Raw genomic sequence first — 19,398 nt, 5'->3', positions numbered from 1 at the left:
GCGCCACCTTCTGCGAATGTCCCGCTGGGCGCGCAATCCGCCCTCGGACCAGCGGGTCAAGCTGGTACTGGGTCTAATCGTGTTGTGTCTGCTAATTGCGGTTATCGAATACATGGGCTGGTGGCCCGAATGGGCAACCAGCCAGCCGCGCAAGCTCAGCCCGTGACCGGCGCGTCCAGCACCTGACGGATTGCCGCCAGAAAGATGCCCGCGCCGACAGGTATCAGCGCGTCAGGGAAGTCATAGTCGGGGTTGTGCAGTTGCGGATGGTCAACCCCGGCCCCCAGCCAGAACATGCCGGTTTTCGACCCCTTGGCGAATTGCCCGAAATCCTCCGAGAACCGTTGCGGCGCGGTGGTCAGGCGCGGTTGCACCCCGGCCTGTACGCAGGCTTGAGCCAGGATCTGCACGGCCTCCGGGTGGTTGACGCAGGCCTCGAACACGTCGTCATAGGTGATCTCAACACCCAGCCCCTCGTCGGCGGCGGCGTTGCGGACCAGCGCCTCGGCCTGATCGACCAGTTGCGCCATGCGCGCGTCCGAGACGGTGCGCAGCGTCACCCATATCTCGGCCTCGCCGGGCGCCACGCCGAATGTCGGGGCCCCTAGTTGGGCGTGGGTAACGGTGGTCAGCGTGTAATCCTCGGTCAGCTCTCCGCCCGGCCCCAAGGCAGCCAAGGCCGGCATCAACTCGGCCATGGCCGAGGCCGGCGACAGGCCGTCCTGCGGAGCCGCGGCGTGCGAGGTCTTGCCCGTCAGCCGCACCCGCATCCCGCGTGAAGCGCAATTGGCCGGGCCAGAGCACAGTTCGACCGCGCCCAGGTCCAGCCCCGGCAGGTTATGCAGGGAAAACAGGAAATCGGGCTGTATTTCAGCGTATTGCGGGTCGTTCCGAAAATCGCGTGCGCCCTGACCGGTCTCTTCGGCGGGCTGGAAGATCAGCACGACCCGACCGCGCGACACCGGCGTTTGCGCCAAGTCCAGCGCTACGCCCAGCACCATGGCCATGTGGCCGTCATGGCCGCACAGATGACTTTTGCCCGGAATCTGCGAGCAATAGGGTTTTCCCGGCACCTCCAAAATCGGCAGCGCGTCCAGTTCACATCGAATGCCCACGGCCGGCCCCGGCTGGCCCGAGTCGAACACGGCCGCGACCCCGTGCCCACCGATTCCGGTCAGAAGCCGGCCGCCCACACCACGCATTTGCTCGGCGATGAAGGCGGCCGTTTCAGACTCTTCACCCGAGACCTCGGGCCGTTGGTGCAGCGCATGGCGCAGCGCAGTCAGTTGCGCCAGCGCTTGCGGCGTCACGCCTGCCCCAGCTTTTTCTGTCGCGCTGCTCGCAGGCGCGCGAAATCATCGCCCGCATGGTACGACGAGCGGGTCAGCGGCGTGGCCGAAACCATCAGGAACCCTTTGCCATAGGCGGCTTTTTCATAGGCCGCGAACTCTTCGGGCGTGACAAAGCGGTCCACGCGGTGGTGTTTCGGCGTGGGCTGCAGATACTGGCCGATGGTCAGGAAATCTATGTCGGCGGCGCGCATGTCGTCCATGACCTGGCGCACCTGCTGTTCGTTCTCGCCCAAACCAACCATGATACCCGACTTGGTGAAGATCGACGGGTCCAATTCCTTGACTCTCTGCAGCAGCCGCAGTGAGTGGAAATAGCGCGCGCCCGGGCGCACCTCGGGGTACAGGCCCGGCACGGTTTCAAGATTGTGGTTGAACACGTCCGGCTTGGCCGCGACCACGGTTTCCAGAACCGACGGATCGCATTTCAGGAAATCCGGGGTCAGGATTTCGATCGTTGTTTTGGGGGAGCGGTGACGTACCGCGCGGATGGTCTGAGCGAAATGCTCGGCCCCACCATCGGCCAGATCGTCGCGGTCAACCGAGGTGATGACGACATGGTTCAGGCCCAGCTTTTCCACCGCATGTGCCACCCGGCCCGGTTCGAACGCGTCCAACGCATCGGGGCGACCGGTGGCGATGTTGCAGAAGGTGCAGCCACGGGTGCAGATCTCGCCCATGATCATCATGGTCGCATGGCCCTGGCTCCAGCATTCGCCCACGTTCGGGCATCCGGCCTCTTCGCAGACGGTGACCAGGTTGTTGTCGCGCATGATCCGGCGCGTGTCGGCATAGCCCTTGCCGCCGGGCGCTTTCACCCGAATCCAGCTGGGCTTTTTCGGCTGCGCATTGTCGGGCTTATGCGCCTTTTCCGGGTGACGTTGTTCAGGGATTTTCAGATCGCGCACGGGGCCGGTTTCCTGACTTTAGGTCAATTTGGTTGGTGCATAACATAAACCGGTCGAATGTATTACGCCAGCCATGCATAGCTGCCATGCGTCAGCGTTTTGCAGATGCAGAATACAAGCGCGATTTTCTAGGAGATCGACGCTGATTTCGACATGTTTTCAGCATACAAGAGGATTTTCGCAAACGCAGCACATCCCGTGTTGAAGCCGGTTTGGAATCGTTTTAACCCACGGGCCGAATAAATGTGAATCACAGGAGATGCCCATGAAAACCGGTGCCAAGCTACCCGACGTGACGTTCCACACCCGCGTGCGCGACGACTCGATCGAAGGGCCCAACCCGTTCCGCTGGGAAGACAAGACCACGGCCGATTACTTCGCAGGCAAGCGGGTCATCCTGTTCTCGCTGCCCGGTGCGTTCACCCCCACCTGCTCGACCTACCAACTGCCTGGGTTCGAGAACAACTACGATGCGTTCAAGGCCAAGGGCATCGACGAGATCTACTGCATGTCAGTCAATGACAGCTTTGTCATGAACAAATGGGCACAGGATCAGGGGCTGAAGAACGTCAAGGTCATCCCCGACGGGTCGGGCGAGTTCACTCGCAAGATGGGTATGCTGGTCGACAAGGCCAATCTGGGCTTTGGCATGCGGTCGTGGCGCTATGCCGCCATCATCAAAGATGGCGTGGTCGAGGCGTGGTTCGAAGAGCCCGGCCTGATGGACAACTGCCCCGAGGACCCCTATGGCGTTTCGTCGCCCGAAAACCTGATGAAGCACCTGGAAAAAGCCCAGCAGCCCGAAATGGCCTGAGGCGTCAACCAGCCTCCATGCAAAGGGCTCGCCAAGTGCGGGCCCTTTTTAGTTCCGGGTTTCTGACACGATGCTTTCGCCTACCTGCCGGATCACCTGGGCCAGTTGATCGAACCACACCGCCCCATCCGACGAGTCGCGCCGCACAAGGCCGATCTGCCGAGCGGGCTCCGGGGCGCCGAACCGCAGCAGTTTCAGCCCCGGAACGGCTTTGGTCTCGGAACGCGCCGCTAACTCAGGGATCAGGGTCAGGCCAAACCCCTCGGCCACCAACCGCGACAGCGTGGCCAATGACGATGCGCCCATGTTGATATGGGCGCTGGTCCGGTCCTGACCGCACACCTCAAGCGCCTGATCCGTAAGGCAGTGCCCGTCTTCCAGAAGCATCAGCTGGGCTGCATTCAGGTCGATCGGGCGCAGAGCGTCGGGGCTGACGGTCAGGCTGTTCAGGCGTGTCTCGCTGCCAGCAAGCAGAAAGCGATCCTCGAACAGAGGCACCTCGTCCATGCCGCGCGAACCCACCGGCAGGGCCAGCACGGCGACGTCGATCTCTCCCGCTTTCAGCATCGACAGCAGCCGCTCGGTGCGCGCCTCTCGCACCTGCACGCGCAGGGACACATCCGCTGACCGCAGACCAGCCAGGACACCCGGCAACAGATACGGTGCGACGGTCGGGATCAAACCGACCGACAGACTGCGATGCCCGGTGGAGTTGTCACGCGCAAACCGATCCAACCGTTCGGCCGCGCCCAAAATGCGCCGTGCGTGCTCAAGCGCATCGCGCCCCAACGGCGTCAGCAGAACATCACGGGCGCGCCTTTCAAATAGCGGCCCGCCCATGATGTCTTCCAACGCCCGGATCTGCACCGATAGTGCCGGTTGAGAAACGTGACACACCTGAGCAGCCCGGCCAAAGTTGCGCTGCTCGGCCACAGCGCGGAAGTATTGCAGCTGTCTGAGGGTGAAATTCATAATCCCTGACTATCACCTACGACGGCTATCGCAAGCAAAACCAATGAAGTTCGCGGCAGATCACCCGATCCGCCGGTCGCTCTCCGCCTGCATTTCGTAATGCCGCTTAAGCCGCTGGAGCGCGATCCGCAGCACGATCTTGCCCGAGCGCGCCGACCAGCCCATGCGTTTCTCGGCCAGTTCCAACCCTTCCAGATAGCAGCAGCAGCGCAAGGCCACATCGCTTAGCCCCGGCCCCAGATCCGACAACGCGCGGGCCACGCGGTCGCGTGCCTCGGAGGACCCCCGCGCAACCGGCGCATCGCCCTCGAACCCGACGCGCCCGCCGCCGGTCAGGAACCTGTCCCAGTTCTGCGTGACCTGTGGCCCCAACTGAGCCAACTCAAAATCTTCCCGCAGCCGTTCGCCGGCGCGCACCAGACTTTCATCCAGAAACGGCTTTCCATCCCGGTCCCGCCGACGCGCCAAAGCGACCAGAGGGCTTTCGGCGGCAGTGTAGCGGATCCGACGAGCGCGCGGGGCGTGGCTCGGCCGTGCCGCGTTGCGATGCTGAAACGCTGCCGGAGCCTCAGCCATGCCGAATTCCGCCCTTGCCCTGGCTCGGTTTTCCGCATCCGCGATCAACTGACCCAGCGCCGTTCGCCCTGTCGGGGTGATCCGATAGCGGCTGATCCGTCCGGGATTGTCGCACGAGATCCAGTCTTTCAACGCCAGAGCCTGCGCGATCTTGCAATCGACAACGGCGGTCCGGGTCGCGCCGGCCGCCCCGCTATCGCGCACCACGACGGCCTTGTCCATGTCCTCGGCAACGGCCAGAACAGCGCCGGTTTCACACAGGCGGCGCAGCACGCGAAGGGCCTCGCGGTCGAACTCCTCGTCTTCGGCCGCCAATTCGCACGGCGTGGGTTCTTCGTCTGCCTCTTGCCGCCGACTCTGGTCGGCGAAATGGGTTTGCGCAAGCGATTGCAATGCTGCATCGACCAGCGGATCGTCGCGCCGCATTTCGATGCGTCGGATCTGCCTGAGTATGGTTGACGCGTGGCATCCGGCCGATCGTGCAAGATCCCGGATCGACCGCCCCGCTTCGGTATGGGCCAGATAGCGCTGCGCGCCCTCGGGGACCCAGGTTGGAACGGTGGAAGCCATGATGTTGTCCATTGTTGTACGCCCTCGTCGACAAACCAAACTGCCAGTATCCGCCGTTGGATAAAGTGTTAACCAAATCTAACTAGGGTTGGTTTCGTTACTCGTTCGTTAACCACCAACGGCGCCAACCAGAATTGATTCAAAATCATAAACAGTGGTGAAACCATCGTTCGGAGAGAGCCCCAGCAAGGCAACACCCGCCTAGGTTGTGCAACAGTGAGGCATCCAACACAGAACAAAGGATTGCCTGATGCAGGACCTGACCTCGATGATCACATCCCTTCGCCGTCCCCGCCTGTTGGCTCGGGCGGCCAAACTGGGGGCACGGGATTACGACCGAAACAGGCATTTGCAGCGTGTGCTGGGTTTTGGCGCTCTGCCCGGTTCGGGGGCGGCGCTGATACGGCTGTTGGAGTTGGAGCGCGAGATGGAAGAACGGCGGCGCATCAACGATCCGGCCTATTCTCTGGTCCGTCACCTGGACATTTTGATCGCACTGGCGGGCGAGGCGCAGCTATATCAGGTCAGCCGCGCCCCGGCCTGTCACTAATCAGGAGAAGGCGTCGGGCATCGACGCTTTCTTTTCTTCGACATAGGCGGTCAGCGCGGCCAGTTTCTCGGGGTCGAGATGCGGTTGCTGGTAATGGGCCAGCAGATGTTCGACCCGGACCGAGGCCAGAGTGCGCGTGTCGCGCGCGCCCTCTTCTTCCCAGGTTTCAAAGGGCTTGTAGTCCAGAAGCTCAGTCTTCCAGAACGCGTCCTTGAAGTTGGCCTGGGTATGGGCACAGCCCAAGTAGTGACCGCCCGGCCCCACCTCGCGGATTGCGTCCATGGCCTGCGCGTTCTCATCATATGCAACGCCCTTGGCCATTGCGTGCAGAACGCCAAGCTGGTCGGCATCCATCACGAATTTCTCGAAATCCGCCACCAGGCCGCCCTCCAGCCAGCCGCAGGCATGCAACATGAAGTTGACGCCCGACAGCAAGCCCGTATTCAGCGAGTTCGCGGTTTCGTATGCGGCCTGCGCGTCCGGCAGTTTCGAGCCGCAGAACGACCCGGCCGAGCGGTAAGGAAGGTTCAAACGACGCGCCAGTTGGCCCGCACCATAAGTGATGAGCGACGCTTCGGGAGTGCCGAAGGTCGGCGCGCCCGAGTTCATGTCGATCGACGACACGAAAGCGCCAAAGATGGCAGGCGCGCCGGGACGGATGATCTGGCTGTAGGCCACACCGGCCAGAACCTCGGCCAGCACCTGGGTCAGCGTCCCCGCGACCGAGACCGGCGCCATCGCGCCGCCCACGATGAAGGGCGAGATGATGCAGGCCTGGTTGTTGCGCGCATAGACTTCCAGCGACCCCATCATCACGTCGTCGAAGGTCATCGGCGAGTTGATGTTGGTGAGCGAGGTCATCACGGTGTTTTCCTGCACGAACTCCTTGCCGAACAGAATCTCGCACATCTCAACCGAATCCTGCGCCCGGCTGGGATCGGTCACCGAACCCATGAAGGGTTTGTCGGACAGCGTCATATGCGCCATCAGCATGTCGAGATGCCGCTTGTTCACCGGAATGTCGGTGGGTTCGCAGACGGTGCCACCCGAGTGGTGCAGCCACTTGGACATGTAGGCCAGTTTCACGAACTTGTTGAAATCGTCCATCGTGGCATAGCGGCGCCCGCCTTTGGCATCGCGCACGAAGGGCGGTCCATAGACCGGAGCCAACACCAGGTTGCGCCCGCCGATCACCACCGATTTCTCGGGGTTGCGGGCGTGCTGCGTGAACTGGCTGGGCGCGGTCTTGATCAACTCGCGCGCAAGGCCCCGCGGGATGCGCACCCGTTCCCCGTCCACATCGGCCCCGGCGTCGCGCCAGCGTTCCAGTGCCGCCGGGTTGTCGACGAAATTGACGCCGACTTCTTCCAGCACGGTCTCCGCGTTGGTTTCGATGATCTCCAGCGCCTCGTCGTTCAGAACCTCAAAGTTCGGAATATTGCGCTCGATGTATTTCGCCGTTTCGATCCGAACCGCCGTGCGTTCGGCCCGGCGGGCGGCGCCGCCGCCACCGCGCGCTCTGCGTCGGGTGTTTGCCTCTGCCATCAGATGACCCCGTGTGACTGTTTAGGTTGGTATGTGTGTTACTGGAATCTAGCGCGCCATCAGATGTGATTTCCGGCGCATTGGGGGAAAAAGCGACATGGTGCGTCAGGTCAACCCCTCAAATCTGGCGCATTCGGGGATCACAGGGGTTTCCCAAAGTAGACCTTGTTGCCCTGCGCGGCGACCTCGTTCCAGCCCAGATGCCGGTACATCGCGCAGGTATCCTTCATCATGCGGTGGGTCGTCAGCTTCAACCGGTCGCACCCTGACCTGATGGCCTGGGCTTCCGCCTGGGCCAGCAACTTGCGAGCCACCCCCTGCCCCTGTGCAACCGGCGAAACCGCCAGGTTGAACACCATCATCGCCTGCCCCACGGGCCCGAAGACGATCACACCCAAAATCTCGCCCTGCACCACCGCTAAGATGACCGAATGCCGCGCAATGTCGTCCTCGAGTCCGGCCGCGACATCTGGCAGATCGGGAATCCGCGCCGCCTGGTCCGCATAGGCGGCCCGGATACATGCGCGAATGGAGTCCGTGTCCCCCACAACAGCAGGTCTAAGCGTGATTTCGGTCATTCGGTGCGCTCCGCGTCACTCTTTCCCGCCAAATGACGTCAAGGCGCTTGCACATGCAAGGCTTCCGACCTAAAGGCCGGGTATGACCGAGACATCCCATGACCGCCTTCTGATCATCGACTTCGGCAGCCAGGTGACGCAGCTGATCGCGCGCCGCCTGCGCGAGTTGAACGTCTATTGCGAAATCCACCCCTACCAGAACGTCACGATGGATTTCGTGCGTGACATGGCCCCGCGCGCCATCATCTTTTCGGGCGGACCGGACAGCGTAACCCGCGAAGGTTCGCCGCGTGTTCCGCAAGAGATCTTCGACTATGGCGTTCCGATCCTTGGCATCTGCTATGGCCAGCAGGTCATGATGCACCAGCTGGGAGGCAAGGTCGAAAGCGGCCACGGCACCGCCGAGTTCGGGCGGGCCTTCGTGACGCCGCGCGGCAAGCTCGACCTGCTCGAGGGCTGGTTCACCGATGGCAAAGAACAGGTCTGGATGAGCCACGGCGACCATGTCAGCCAAATCGCACCGGGGTTCGAGGTGTTCGGCACCTCGCCCAACGCGCCCTTTGCGATCACCGCCGATACCAACCGCCATTTCTATGCCGTTCAGTTCCACCCCGAGGTGCACCACACCCCCAAGGGCGCAAAACTATACGAGAATTTCGTGAAACTGGCCGGGTTCAAGGGCGACTGGACCATGGGCGCCTATCGCGACGAGATGATCCGCAAGATCCGCGAACAGGTCGGCGACAAGAAGGTGATCTGCGGTCTATCGGGCGGTGTCGACAGCTCGGTCGCGGCGATTCTGATCCACGAAGCGATCGGCGACCAGCTGACCTGCGTTTTCGTCGATCACGGTCTGCTGCGCAAGAACGAGGCGCAGGAAGTCGTCTCGATGTTCCGCGACAACTACAACATCCAACTGATCCACGCGGATGAAAGCGAGCTGTTCCTGGGCGAGCTCGAGGGCGTCTCGGACCCCGAGACGAAGCGCAAGATCATCGGCAAGCTGTTCATCGACGTGTTTCAGAAGCATGCCGACACAATCGAAGGCGCCGAGTTTCTGGCCCAGGGCACGCTCTACCCAGATGTCATTGAATCGGTGTCGTTTTCCGGTGGCCCGTCAGTCACGATCAAATCGCATCACAACGTCGGCGGCCTGCCCGAAAAGATGGGCCTGAAGCTGGTCGAGCCGCTGCGCGAGCTGTTCAAGGACGAGGTGCGCGCGTTGGGCCGTGAACTGGGCCTGCCGCCCAGCTTCATCGGCCGCCACCCCTTCCCCGGACCGGGCCTGGCCATCCGCTGCCCGGGCGAGATCACCCGCGAAAAGCTGCAAATCCTGCGCGAGGCCGACGCGATCTATATCGACCAGATCCGCAAACATGGCCTGTATGACGAGATCTGGCAGGCCTTCGTCGCGATCCTTCCGGTGCGCACGGTCGGCGTGATGGGCGACGGGCGCACCTATGACTATGCCTGCGCCTTGCGGGCGGTGACATCTGTCGATGGAATGACGGCCGATTACTACCCGTTCAGCCACGAATTCCTAAGCGAAACCGCCACCCGGATCATCAACGAGGTCAAGGGCATCAACCGCTGCACCTATGACATCACATCCAAGCCTCCTGGCACGATCGAATGGGAATGACACGAAGAGCCGGGCCCTGACCCGGCTTTTTTGTTGTTGTTCCAACCGCCTGTGTCTGGTTCGCTTCTCCGGCGATAGCGCAGGGATTCGGAATGAATGAGAACGCAAGGACGATGGTCAAAACGGCACTGTGGATGACCGGCGCCATCGCGTCGTTTTCCTCTATGGCCGTTGCGGGGCGCGAGCTGAGCGCCGTCCACGATACGTTCGAGATCATGATGTACCGCAGCGTCGTCGGTGTGATCGTGGTCGCCACCATTCTGACGCTGACCCAAAAATGGCATCAAGTTTCGACCCGGCGGTTCGGGCTGCATCTTGTTCGTAACACGGTGCATTTCGCGGGCCAGAACCTGTGGTTCTACGCGGTCAGTGTCATTCCTCTAGCGCAGGTTTTCGCGCTGGAGTTCACGCAGCCGATCTGGGTCATTCTGCTGTCGCCCCTGTTGCTAGGCGAGCGCCTGACCCCGACACGCGCGCTGTCGGCCGTGATCGGGTTTGTCGGAGTACTGATCGTGACCCGCCCCGGCGCCACCTCGATTTCGCCGGGAGTGATGGCCGCGACAGCCTCGGCTGTTTTCTTTGCGTTGACAACGATTTCGACCAAAAAGCTGACACGGTTTTCCAGCATTGGCTGCATCGTCTTCTGGTTGACCAGCATGCAGGCGGTCATGGGGCTTGCTGCATCGGGTATCGACGGGCAGATCGCGGCGCCGACCCTGCAAACAGCGCCCTTCCTGCTGCTGGTCGGGCTGGCGGGGCTGTTGGCGCATTTCTGCATCACCAACGCGCTGGCCATCGCGCCCGCCAGCGTCGTGGTCCCGTTCGACTTTGCACGTCTGCCGACGATCGCGGTTGTGGGGATGCTGTTGTATCGCGAACCGCTCAACCATTGGACACTGCTGGGAGCTGCCGTGATTTTCGGCGGTATTTTCCTAAACGTTCGAGCCGAAGGCCGTAGCAATTCTGCAACACGGCATCGGGGTACACAAAACAACTAACGTTCGGTCATAGGTTGACGTTTTTTTAAACTCCGCGTGAATAGGGTTCATCGAATTCATCGCCACAAGCACTCACCACAAAAGTGACGTGGCACCGGATAGTGAAAAGGGAGGAACACATGAAAAAAGCGATGCTACAAGCGTGCGCGCTTTGCGTCGGAGCGACAGCCGTACATGCAGGCGGTATCGACCGGAGTGGTCAAGGCATCAACGTCATCTTCGAAGAAGGATCGGTGGTCCAGTTCCGCTTGGGTTACACGTCGCCCAGCGTGACCGGAACGATGCTCGGGGTGGACTCGGGAGAGGTGGCCAACAACTTCTTCACGCCCCATTTGGCATATAAGCGTGCGGTCAACGAAAGGTTGGACTTCGCGTTGATCTACGACGAACCGTTTGCCGCGGATGTCTCGTATGGCGCTAGTTATCCGTTGTCGCAGAACCCGATCCCGGGTGGCCGGACCGACGTTCTACGGGCGAAGGCGGATACCGATGCGATCACCGCTCTGTTGCGGTACAAGTTCGACGGCGGATTCAGTGCAATCGGTGGCCTGCGGATTCAACGCCTTAGTGCCAATGTCGCGGTTCCGGCCGCAGCCGGATACGAAGTTGACGCAGATGCCGATACCGCACTGGGTTACGTGGTCGGCGTGGCGTGGGAGAAACCCGAAATCGCCGCGCGTGTCGCACTGACCTACAACTCGAAGATCTCGCATGATCTGTCGCAAACGGAGTCGTTGAACCCGATCCCGGTTCCGCCGATCCCGCCCGGCACGGTCGCAAGCCTAAACAGCACCAGCGAAGTGGTTTCGCCACAGTCGGTTAACCTGGACTTCCAGACCGGTGTTGCACCAAAGACCCTGCTGTTTGGTTCTGTCCGCTGGGCGGACTGGCCGCAGACGGTGTATGACCCGCCGAACTACCCGCCGGCGAACCCACTGGTCGATTATGACGACCCGACCTGGACCTATTCGCTTGGCTTGGGCTACCAGTTCAACGAGCAGTTCTCGGGCGCCGTGACGCTTGGGTATGAATCGTCCACTGACGAGCCTGTATCCAACCTCGGCCCGACCGACGGGTTCTGGAGCATCGGCTTGGGCGGCACCTACTCGATAGAGAAGGCCAAGATATCGGCCGGGGTCCGCTATACGGATCTGGGTGATGCGATCGCCGACGGCGCGGGCCCCGGTGCGCGCGCCACATTCGAAGGCAACAGCGCCTGGAGTGTCGGTTTCCAGATCACCTATGCGCTGAACTGAAGACCGCCAAATGGTTGAAAACATGAACCCCGCCCAAGTGGCGGGGTTTTTCGCATGATCCGGGTCGTTTGCCCGGCTCTAGTGTGGAAAATGCCGGTATGACACGACAAAAAACACTCTCACCCAGCTCCGGGGCCGAACTCGTGCTGCTGGGCCTGATCTGGGGCGGGTCCTTCCTTGCGATCCGAATCGCACTGGATTCGGTTCCGGTAATCACCGCCGTGTTTCACCGGGTTTTCTGGGCGGCGCTGGCTCTTTGGGCCGTAGTCCTGATCCAGCGGCTGCCCGTGCCGACCAGCTGGCGGGTCTGGCGCGCATTCCTGGTCATGGGGCTGCTGAATAATGCCCTACCCTTCACCCTGATGGCCTGGGGCCAGCTTCATGTGGATACCGGCCTGACCTCAATTCTGAACGCAGCCACGGCCATCTTCGGAGTTCTGGCCGCCGCGATGTTCTTTCCCGACGAGAGGGTTTCGGCGACCCGCCTGATCGGGGTGATCCTCGGATTCGCCGGCGTCTCCATCACGATTGGCATCGGCAGTCTGCTTCGCTTTGACCTGCAGAGCATGGGGCAACTGGCGATTCTGGCCGGCGCGGTATCCTATGCGATGGCGGCGGTCTGGGCGCGGCTTCACCTGTCCGGGTTGCCGCCGCAAGTCTCGGCTGCTGGTATGTTGACCGCCTCTACGGTTTTCATGCTGCCAGTCATGATGGTCGTTGACGGCCCGCCCGTCCTGTTCCTGCCCGCCGAGACGTGGCTGGCCATCGGCTATTTCGCCGTGGTGGCAACGGCCGGCGCCTATTTGCTGTATTACCGCATCCTCGCGGCGGCGGGCAGCGGCAATCTGTTGCTGGTGACGCTCATCATCCCTCCGGTGGCGATCACGCTTGGCGCCCTGGTCCGAAACGAGGCCCTTCCGCCCAACGCCTATCTGGGGTTCGGCGTTCTTGCCTTAGGCTTGACGATCCTCAGTCGATCCGGGCGGCGCGATTGACGCCGCGCGCCCTGCGTTCTAGCTAGGGCAAAACAAGGGACGGCGGAACATGATCTACGGCTCGGCACGGGAATGGCGCGAGGCTGCACGAAAGAAGGTGCTGTTTTTCGGGATGTCGGGGCTGGGCAAGACCTATGTCTCGAATATCCTGCGCGAATCCGGCGATTGGTTTCATTACTCGATCGATTACCGGATCGGTACACGCTATATGGGAGAATACATCACCGACAACGCCAAGGCCGAGGCGATGAAGGTGCCGTTTCTGCGCGATCTGCTGCTGACCGATTCCATCTATATCGGCTCGAATATCTCGTTCGAGAATCTGACCCCCGTGTCCGCCTATCTGGGCAAGCCCGGAAACCCGGACCTGGGCGGCCTGCCCATGCCCGAATACCGGCGCCGGCAGGAACAGTTCCGGCTGGCCGAGATCCACGCCCTGCTGGACACCGAATATTTCATCGACCGCGCGCAGCGGTTGTACGGTTATCCGCATTTCATCTGCGATACGGGCGGGTCGATCTGTGAATGGGTCGATCCCGATGACCCGGCGGATCGCGTGCTGTCGGAACTGTCGCACCATACGCTGATGATCTGGATCAAGGGCGACGACGCGCACACCGCCGAATTGATCCGTCGCTTTGACAAGGCCCCCAAGCCCATGTCCTACCAGGCCGAATTCCTAACGCGCGTCTGGCGGGACTACCTGGATCGGCACGGCTGCGCCGAGGCTGACGTGAACCCCGATGACTTCATCCGCTGGACCTATGCCCAGGCGCTTGCGCATCGCCAACCGCGGTATCGGGCGATGGCGGAAAACTGGGGCGTGGCCGTCACTGCCGACCAGATCGGACAGGTACGCGATGCCGGTGATTTCGACGAGTTGATCGAACGCACCCTTGAGGCCCGCCGGGCCGCGTCCTAACTAGAGCCTCTCACCGGACCAACCAGAAGTTTGAGCCATGCCCATCAAGATCCCCTCTGACCTGCCCGCCTTTGACGTCCTGACCAAGGAAGGCGTCATGGTCATGGCCGAGGATCAGGCCATGCGGCAGGACATCCGGCCGCTGAAGATCGGGCTGCTGAACCTGATGCCGAAGAAGATCCAGACGGAAAACCAGTTCGCGCGGCTGATCGGGGCAACCCCGCTTCAGATCGAACTGTCGCTGATCCGGATGACCGAACATCAGACCAAGAACACCGCCGCCGAGCACATGGAAGAGTTCTATCGCCCTTTCCAGGAGGTCAAGGACCAGAAATTCGACGGGCTGATCATCACCGGCGCCCCGATCGAACATCTGGATTTCACCGACGTAACCTATTGGGATGAACTGACTGAGGTGTTCGACTGGACCCAGACCAACGTGCATTCCACATTTGGCGTCTGCTGGGGCGGGATGGCGATGATCTACCACTTCCACGGGGTCCGAAAGCATATGCTTCCGTCCAAGGCTTTCGGCTGTTTCCGGCATCGCAACCTTGCGCCTGCCTCGCCGTTTCTGCGCGGCTTCTCGGATGACTGCGTGATCCCCGTCAGCCGCTGGACCGAGGTGCGACAGGGCGAGATCGACGCCGCCCCCGGCCTGACCACCCTGTTGGGCAGTGACGAGGTCGGCCCCTGCCTGGTCGAGGACCCCGCACACAGGGCTCTGTATATCTTCAACCATTTCGAATACGACAGCGACACACTGAAACAGGAATATGACCGCGACGTCGCCAACGGCACGCCGATCAACGTTCCGATCAACTATTACCCCGACGACGATCCCAGCCGGACTCCGCAGAACCGCTGGCGCAGCCACGCGCATCTTCTGTACGGGAACTGGATCAACGAGATCTACCAGACCACCCCGTTCGACATGAACGAAATTGGCCGTTAAGGCGCTGATACTGTTCACCGCGGCCGCGGCAACGCTGGCGGCGGTGACCCTCTGGCTTGCGGCCCAGCGGGAATCCCGAGCCCTGGCCGACTTCCCGCCCGAGGGGCAAATCTTGGACATCGACGGTATCGCCGTCCATGCGGTGGTCATGGGTCAGGGGCCTGACGTCGTGCTGATACATGGCTCCAGCGGCAACACCCGCGACATGACCTTTGTGCTGGCACCGATACTGGCCAGGTCTTTTCGTGTCATCGTGTTCGACCGACCCGGCCTTGGATATTCGCAAAGCTTCAATCCTGCCGGCGAAACCATCGTCGAACAGGCGGACATCCTGCAAAGGGCCGCGGCCCGGTTGGGGGCTGACAAACCCATCGTCGCGGGGCAAAGCTATGGCGGTTCGGTCGCCCTTGCCTGGGCGGTGACGCGACCGGAAGATATTTTGGCTCTGGTCCTGATCGCCCCGGCAGCGGTGCCATGGGAAACCCCGCTGGATTCGTTCAATGGCGTCTCATCGACGGCCTGGGGCAGCGCAGTGCTCCTGCCTTTGATTACCGCTTTCGGGCCGGAGTGGTATGTCGAAAAAGCGCTGGGTACCGTGTTTGCCCCACAAAAAACGCCTGCAGGCTATGCCCAGCATTTCGGTCCCGGTCTGACATTGCGCCGCGCATCCATGCACGCCAATGCCAAACAGCGCGCCAACTTGCTGGATGAAGTCACGAGACTCGAACCGCGCTATCCTGAAATTTCGGCCCCGACCGAGATCGTCCACGGCACTGCCGATACCACCGTGGGGCTGGACTGGCACTCGCGGCGCCTGCGCGATCGGATACCGGGCGCCGAGTTGATCGAACTGCAGGGCATCGGCCACATGCCACAGGTCGTCGCCGCGTCCGAGGTGGCCGCAGCCATCGAGCGGGCAGCGCACCGTGCCGGTTTGCGTTAGCCCGGCCAGCAAGCCATAGTGACCTGTGAACAGTGTTACGAGGCGCTTCATGACCGGAACCCAAAAAGGGGCAATCAACGACTATTACCGCAAGTCCGCACCCAAAGATGTCCGCGAGGCGATCGAGAATGCTGGCCGCGGCGACATCCTGTCTCCAACCTACCCCTACCGACAGAAGATGAAGCGTAAGGACTATGACCGGCAGATGGACGCGCTGCAGATTGAACTGGTCAAGCTGCAGGCCTGGGTCAAGGAAACCGGTCAACGTGTCGCCATCATCTTCGAAGGGCGCGACGCCGCGGGCAAGGGAGGAACCATCAAACGGTTCCGCGAAAATCTCAATCCGCGCGGCGCAAGGGTCGTGGCGCTCAGCAAACCGTCGGATGCCGAACGCAGCCAGTGGTATTTCCAGCGCTACATTCCGCACCTGCCCTCGGCCGGAGAGCTCGTTTTTTTTGACCGCAGCTGGTACAACCGCGGCGTGGTCGAAAACGTCTTTGGCTTTTGCACCCCGGACGAGCGAGAGCGCTTCTTTAGACAGCTTCCGGGGTTGGAGGAAGGTCTGGTCAACGACGGCATCCGCCTATTCAAGTTCTGGCTGAACGTTGGTCGGGCCGAACAACTCAGGCGCTTTCTTGACCGCGAAAACGACCCGCTGAAATACTGGAAGCTCAGCCCCATCGACATCGCCGGCCTTGGCAAGTGGGAGGACTACACCCAATCCATCCACGAAACTCTGACCCGATCGCATTTCAACCACTGCCCCTGGACCATCATCCGCGCGGACGACAAAAAGCGCGCCCGGCTGGCCGCGATCCGAACGGTTCTGGCGGGGTTGGACCATGACGAAAAAGATCTCGACACCGTCGGCACCCCAGACCCCCTGATCTGCGGGGGGCCGGAAATCTGGGATGCATGACGACCCGCGCGGCCATGCCGCAGCGGTGGATTCCTGCCGATCGACACCATATACCCATTAGGCAAAAGACAAAAGAAACACAGGCATTCGAGGCCGGTATGACCAAGCGCGGCTATCACCACGGGAACCTCAAGCAGGCGCTGATCGAGGCGGCCCTGTCCCTGATCGAGGAAAAGGGCCCGACCGGCTTTACCCTGTCCGAGGCCGCCAAGACCGCCGGGGTGACGCCGGCCGCTGTCTATCGCCACTATCACGGGCGCGAAGACCTGATCGCCGAGGCCGCGCGCCAGGGCTTCGAGATGTTCGCCGACCTGATGCAACACGCCTATGACAAGGGGCAGCCGTCGGCGCTTGCCGCGTTCGAGGCGACCGGCCGGGCCTATCTGGCCTTTGCCCGCAAGCATCCCGGTCACTACATCGCGATGTTCGAAAGCGGCATATCCCTGAACCGCACGCCCGAGCTGGCGATGGCCGCAAACCGTGCGAAATCCGTACTTGAACAGTCAGCCGCCGACCTGTCACAACACATCCCACCCGAGAAACGCCCACCCGCCTCGATGTTCAGCGCGCATATCTGGGCCATGAGCCACGGCGTGGTCGAACTCTATGCCCGCAACACGGGCGCGTCCTCGCCCTTCCCGCCCGAGGACCTTCTGGAAACCGGGATTGGCATCTATCTGCGCGGTCTAGGGCTGGTGCCGCCGGACGAATGATCACGGCATCCGGCTGCACCGGGATACATTCAGCCGCGAACTGACATTGATCAGATCCATCCGCCCCATGCCCTTGATTTCGACCGCCCCGAGATCGGCGATCTGGAATTCGTCGATCAGGGCGTATTTCATCTCTTCCGGCGCGACGATGTGCATGGGATTGGCAAAAACCTGAAGCCGTGATGCGATGTTCACCGCCGGCCCGAAGACATCTTAGACGTATTTCTGCACTCCCACGACCGACCCGACCGGCGGACCGATGCCCAGGCCTATGCGCGCCTGACATTTATGCGGGTGGCTTTCGTTGCGCCGGTCGAGATATCGCAGAAACCGCACCGCGCAATGCGCCACCGCCGTCGCGTTATCGGGCGTTGCGTCCGGCATTCCCGACAGCGCCAGGTAGGCATCGCCGATCGTCTTGATCCGCTCGCAGCCGAATTGCTCGACGATCCGGTCAAAGGCGGTGAAGATGTCATTCAGCTCGCTCAACGTGACCGTGGGGTCGGTCCGGGCCGCAAAATCGGTGAACCCGACGAAGTCCAGCATCACCACCGACACCTGATCGAACAGCTGCGGTGTCACCACGCCGAAGGTCTTGAACTCCTCGTAGACGGATCGCGGCATCAGGTTCAGCAGCAACCGCTCGACCCGCTCCTTTGCGCACTCCAACTCGCGCGTGTTGCGCTCGACCATAGTCGAATAGCTGTCGATCATGCTTTCCAGCTCGCGGATGCGGGTGATGTTCTGGCATTCGACCACCAGAATCTGCTCGTCCATCCCGTTGGCCAGCGACACCGAGACGGCGAAAACCGGCGTCCGGCGGTTGCGCTTGATTTTCAGCTCGGCCAAATAGCGCAGTAATGATTGCTTGACATTATCCAGTTCGCGCCTGTCCAGATCGGGCAGCAGGTCCGGCAAGGTCTGGCCGACGGCCGGCGTTCCGAACCATTCGGCAAAAGGCCCGTTGTGGAAGATGAAGGTCAGATCCGACGCCCGCAATACGGCAACGCCGACTCCGATGGCCCGCAACAGTTGCTCGTTGATGGCCTGGATACTCATGCCGGGCGACGATGATCCCCCCGCTTGCTCTCAATGGCGGCAAGGGCAGCATCCAAATCTTCATACGACATGCCATGCATCGACAGGGCCTGCCCGAACAATGCCGCCATCGCGTCGAAATCCGAATGACTGATTCTCAGGTGGCGGTGGACCACCTCGATCCGGTCATCGCTGAACGAGGCCGAGCCTCCAACCAACGAGGACACGAACTTAGTCTGGTGGTCGATCAGGCGCGGCATGTCGATGTCTTCGAACTAGTCGCCGATCTCGTCGGACTTCAATGCCATTTCATAAAACGACATCACGATCCAGCTTATCGTTTTGAACACGCCGTATTTTTCAAAAATCGTCTGAGCCACGGCGAGACCTCATACCACCTCGAGCATCCTCGCAGTGCAATCTCATTCCGAGAGTTTTGCAAACTAAATTGAGCACACAGCCGTTTATGCGCACGCAAAACAAGCGAATTTTCAGAGGCACGACCCGGACCGGCCTTAAGAGTTCAGACATCAAGATCGTCCGCGCACGGAACCAGACCGACATAGCCGCCCCGTTTCAAAAGCCGGGACTGTCCGCCTGCCCGCCAGTACAGCTTGCGGCCCGCAGCCTTCAGCTCGCGCGCCACCCGGAACCAGGTCGGCCCCTTGTCCAGCCCGCTGTTGATGCGAACGTCCTGCTCGCGTTCGCTAGTCTTGATGACGGCCTGAGTGTCCAACTGCGACTGAACCGCCTGGACACACACGGCTGGAAAACATTGATACATGGCCCAATCCGGGCGCGGAATGGTCAGAAAGTCATCCAGATGGTCCGAGTATTCCTCGGACCATTCCAGCAGTTTGCGGCATCCTTGCTGCGACACGACATATGCCGCCGCACTGGCAACCATCTCCAATATCTCGCGCACCGCCACGCCACCAATGTCCCTGCTGGGGCCGAACCGGCGCACGCGCGGCCAATAGTCGAGCTTGACGTAGTCGAATTTGTCGGCGTTCTGGACCAGAGATTGAATGACATCGGCCGTCACATCGGACAGTTGGACATCATCCTCAAAAGCGACCACGGCCGGCAGCCCTCTGTCGGCTCCGATTTGCCATATCCTTCGGTGGCTTTCGAAGCACCCGATCTCACTCAGCT

General features: G+C 61.5%; 20 protein-coding genes and 1 pseudogene. 12 read left to right on the top strand and 9 right to left on the bottom strand.

What is annotated here, in order from left to right; genetic code table 11:
• The first annotated feature begins 16 nt into the window (after window positions 1-16).
• Window positions 17-166: a hypothetical protein gene (locus tag AC2FMN_RS11175; protein WP_496680788.1), complete on the top strand. Its 150-nt coding sequence runs from the start codon at window positions 17-19 to the stop codon at window positions 164-166.
• Here AC2FMN_RS11175 and AC2FMN_RS11170 read toward each other — a convergent pair.
• Both AC2FMN_RS11170 and lipA read right to left on the bottom strand, forming a co-directional pair.
• Entirely contained in the window at window positions 156-1,310 is a 1,155-nt protein-coding gene (locus tag AC2FMN_RS11170; RefSeq protein ID WP_496688225.1) for an amidohydrolase, read from the bottom strand. The genes AC2FMN_RS11175 and AC2FMN_RS11170 overlap by 11 nt on opposite strands.
• The gene (lipA, locus tag AC2FMN_RS11165) at window positions 1,307-2,257 is read right to left on the bottom strand and encodes a lipoyl synthase (protein WP_170419103.1); all 951 of its coding nucleotides are present in this window, start codon (window positions 2,255-2,257) and stop codon (window positions 1,307-1,309) included. The genes AC2FMN_RS11170 and lipA overlap by 4 nt, the downstream gene beginning before the upstream one ends.
• Window positions 2,258-2,522: 265 nt before the next feature.
• On the opposite strand from lipA, the gene AC2FMN_RS11160 reads away from it, so the two are divergent.
• Window positions 2,523-3,071 (top strand): peroxiredoxin, encoded by a 549-nt coding sequence (locus AC2FMN_RS11160; protein ID WP_496688224.1) that lies wholly within the window; start codon window positions 2,523-2,525, stop codon window positions 3,069-3,071.
• 48 nt (window positions 3,072-3,119) lie between these two features.
• On the opposite strand, the gene AC2FMN_RS11155 is transcribed toward AC2FMN_RS11160, so the two are convergent.
• Window positions 3,120-4,043 carry a LysR substrate-binding domain-containing protein gene (locus AC2FMN_RS11155; RefSeq protein ID WP_496688223.1) on the bottom strand — a complete coding sequence of 308 codons (924 nt, stop codon included), beginning with the start codon at window positions 4,041-4,043 and terminating at the stop codon, window positions 3,120-3,122.
• Window positions 4,044-4,103: 60 nt separating this feature from the next.
• Window positions 4,104-5,201: a DUF6456 domain-containing protein gene (locus tag AC2FMN_RS11150; protein WP_496688222.1), complete on the bottom strand. Its 1,098-nt coding sequence runs from the start codon at window positions 5,199-5,201 to the stop codon at window positions 4,104-4,106.
• A 238-nt stretch (window positions 5,202-5,439) separates the two neighbouring features.
• On the opposite strand from AC2FMN_RS11150, the gene AC2FMN_RS11145 reads away from it, so the two are divergent.
• Entirely contained in the window at window positions 5,440-5,739 is a 300-nt protein-coding gene (locus AC2FMN_RS11145; protein WP_496688220.1) for a DUF6477 family protein, read from the top strand.
• Here the strand turns inward: AC2FMN_RS11145 and AC2FMN_RS11140 are convergent, their stop codons facing one another.
• Together AC2FMN_RS11140 and AC2FMN_RS11135 are read right to left on the bottom strand one after the other, a co-directional pair.
• Window positions 5,740-7,284 carry a trimethylamine methyltransferase family protein gene (locus tag AC2FMN_RS11140; protein ID WP_496680803.1) on the bottom strand — a complete coding sequence of 515 codons (1,545 nt, stop codon included), beginning with the start codon at window positions 7,282-7,284 and terminating at the stop codon, window positions 5,740-5,742.
• A gap of 140 nt (window positions 7,285-7,424) precedes the next feature.
• A complete protein-coding gene (locus tag AC2FMN_RS11135; RefSeq protein WP_496688218.1) occupies window positions 7,425-7,862 on the bottom strand; it encodes a GNAT family N-acetyltransferase in 438 nt (145 codons plus the stop codon).
• Window positions 7,863-7,944: 82 nt separating this feature from the next.
• On the opposite strand from AC2FMN_RS11135, the gene guaA reads away from it, so the two are divergent.
• The 9 genes from guaA (at window position 7,945) to AC2FMN_RS11090 (ending at window position 17,205) form a co-directional block, all read left to right on the top strand.
• On the top strand, window positions 7,945-9,504 hold the full coding sequence (guaA, locus tag AC2FMN_RS11130; RefSeq protein WP_496680807.1) for a glutamine-hydrolyzing GMP synthase: 1,560 nt from the start codon (window positions 7,945-7,947) through the stop codon (window positions 9,502-9,504).
• A gap of 92 nt (window positions 9,505-9,596) precedes the next feature.
• Complete coding sequence (locus AC2FMN_RS11125; protein WP_496688216.1) at window positions 9,597-10,502, top strand: DMT family transporter; 906 nt, start codon at window positions 9,597-9,599, stop codon at window positions 10,500-10,502.
• Between the two features lie 119 nt (window positions 10,503-10,621).
• The gene (locus tag AC2FMN_RS11120; protein ID WP_496688214.1) at window positions 10,622-11,758 is read left to right on the top strand and encodes an OmpP1/FadL family transporter; all 1,137 of its coding nucleotides are present in this window, start codon (window positions 10,622-10,624) and stop codon (window positions 11,756-11,758) included.
• 98 nt (window positions 11,759-11,856) lie between these two features.
• Complete coding sequence (locus AC2FMN_RS11115) at window positions 11,857-12,753, top strand: DMT family transporter (RefSeq protein WP_496688212.1); 897 nt, start codon at window positions 11,857-11,859, stop codon at window positions 12,751-12,753.
• A 49-nt stretch (window positions 12,754-12,802) separates the two neighbouring features.
• A complete protein-coding gene (locus tag AC2FMN_RS11110) occupies window positions 12,803-13,675 on the top strand; it encodes an ATPase (RefSeq protein ID WP_496688210.1) in 873 nt (290 codons plus the stop codon).
• Between the two features lie 37 nt (window positions 13,676-13,712).
• Window positions 13,713-14,630 (top strand): homoserine O-acetyltransferase MetA, encoded by a 918-nt coding sequence (metA, locus tag AC2FMN_RS11105; RefSeq protein WP_496688208.1) that lies wholly within the window; start codon window positions 13,713-13,715, stop codon window positions 14,628-14,630.
• Window positions 14,620-15,573, top strand: coding sequence for an alpha/beta fold hydrolase (locus tag AC2FMN_RS11100; RefSeq protein ID WP_496688206.1), 954 nt, complete (start codon window positions 14,620-14,622; stop codon window positions 15,571-15,573). The genes metA and AC2FMN_RS11100 overlap by 11 nt, the downstream gene beginning before the upstream one ends.
• Window positions 15,574-15,622: 49 nt before the next feature.
• Window positions 15,623-16,492: a polyphosphate kinase 2 gene (ppk2, locus tag AC2FMN_RS11095; protein ID WP_496688204.1), complete on the top strand. Its 870-nt coding sequence runs from the start codon at window positions 15,623-15,625 to the stop codon at window positions 16,490-16,492.
• 98 nt (window positions 16,493-16,590) lie between these two features.
• Window positions 16,591-17,205 carry a TetR/AcrR family transcriptional regulator gene (locus AC2FMN_RS11090; protein ID WP_496688202.1) on the top strand — a complete coding sequence of 205 codons (615 nt, stop codon included), beginning with the start codon at window positions 16,591-16,593 and terminating at the stop codon, window positions 17,203-17,205.
• On the opposite strand, the pseudogene AC2FMN_RS11085 reads toward AC2FMN_RS11090, so the two are convergent.
• The 3 genes and pseudogenes from AC2FMN_RS11085 to AC2FMN_RS11075 all read right to left on the bottom strand — a co-directional run.
• Window positions 17,206-17,982, bottom strand: a pseudogene (locus AC2FMN_RS11085) (adenylate/guanylate cyclase domain-containing protein).
• 278 nt (window positions 17,983-18,260) lie between these two features.
• Complete coding sequence (locus AC2FMN_RS11080) at window positions 18,261-18,503, bottom strand: globin domain-containing protein (protein WP_496688200.1); 243 nt, start codon at window positions 18,501-18,503, stop codon at window positions 18,261-18,263.
• A gap of 263 nt (window positions 18,504-18,766) precedes the next feature.
• Window positions 18,767-19,398: glycosyltransferase family 25 protein (locus AC2FMN_RS11075; RefSeq protein ID WP_496688198.1), on the bottom strand; the 632-nt coding region annotated here is incomplete at its 5' end.

The organism is Ruegeria sp. BHSC037, from assembly GCF_059613045.1.
This window is presented reverse-complemented; position numbering and strand designations above follow the sequence as displayed.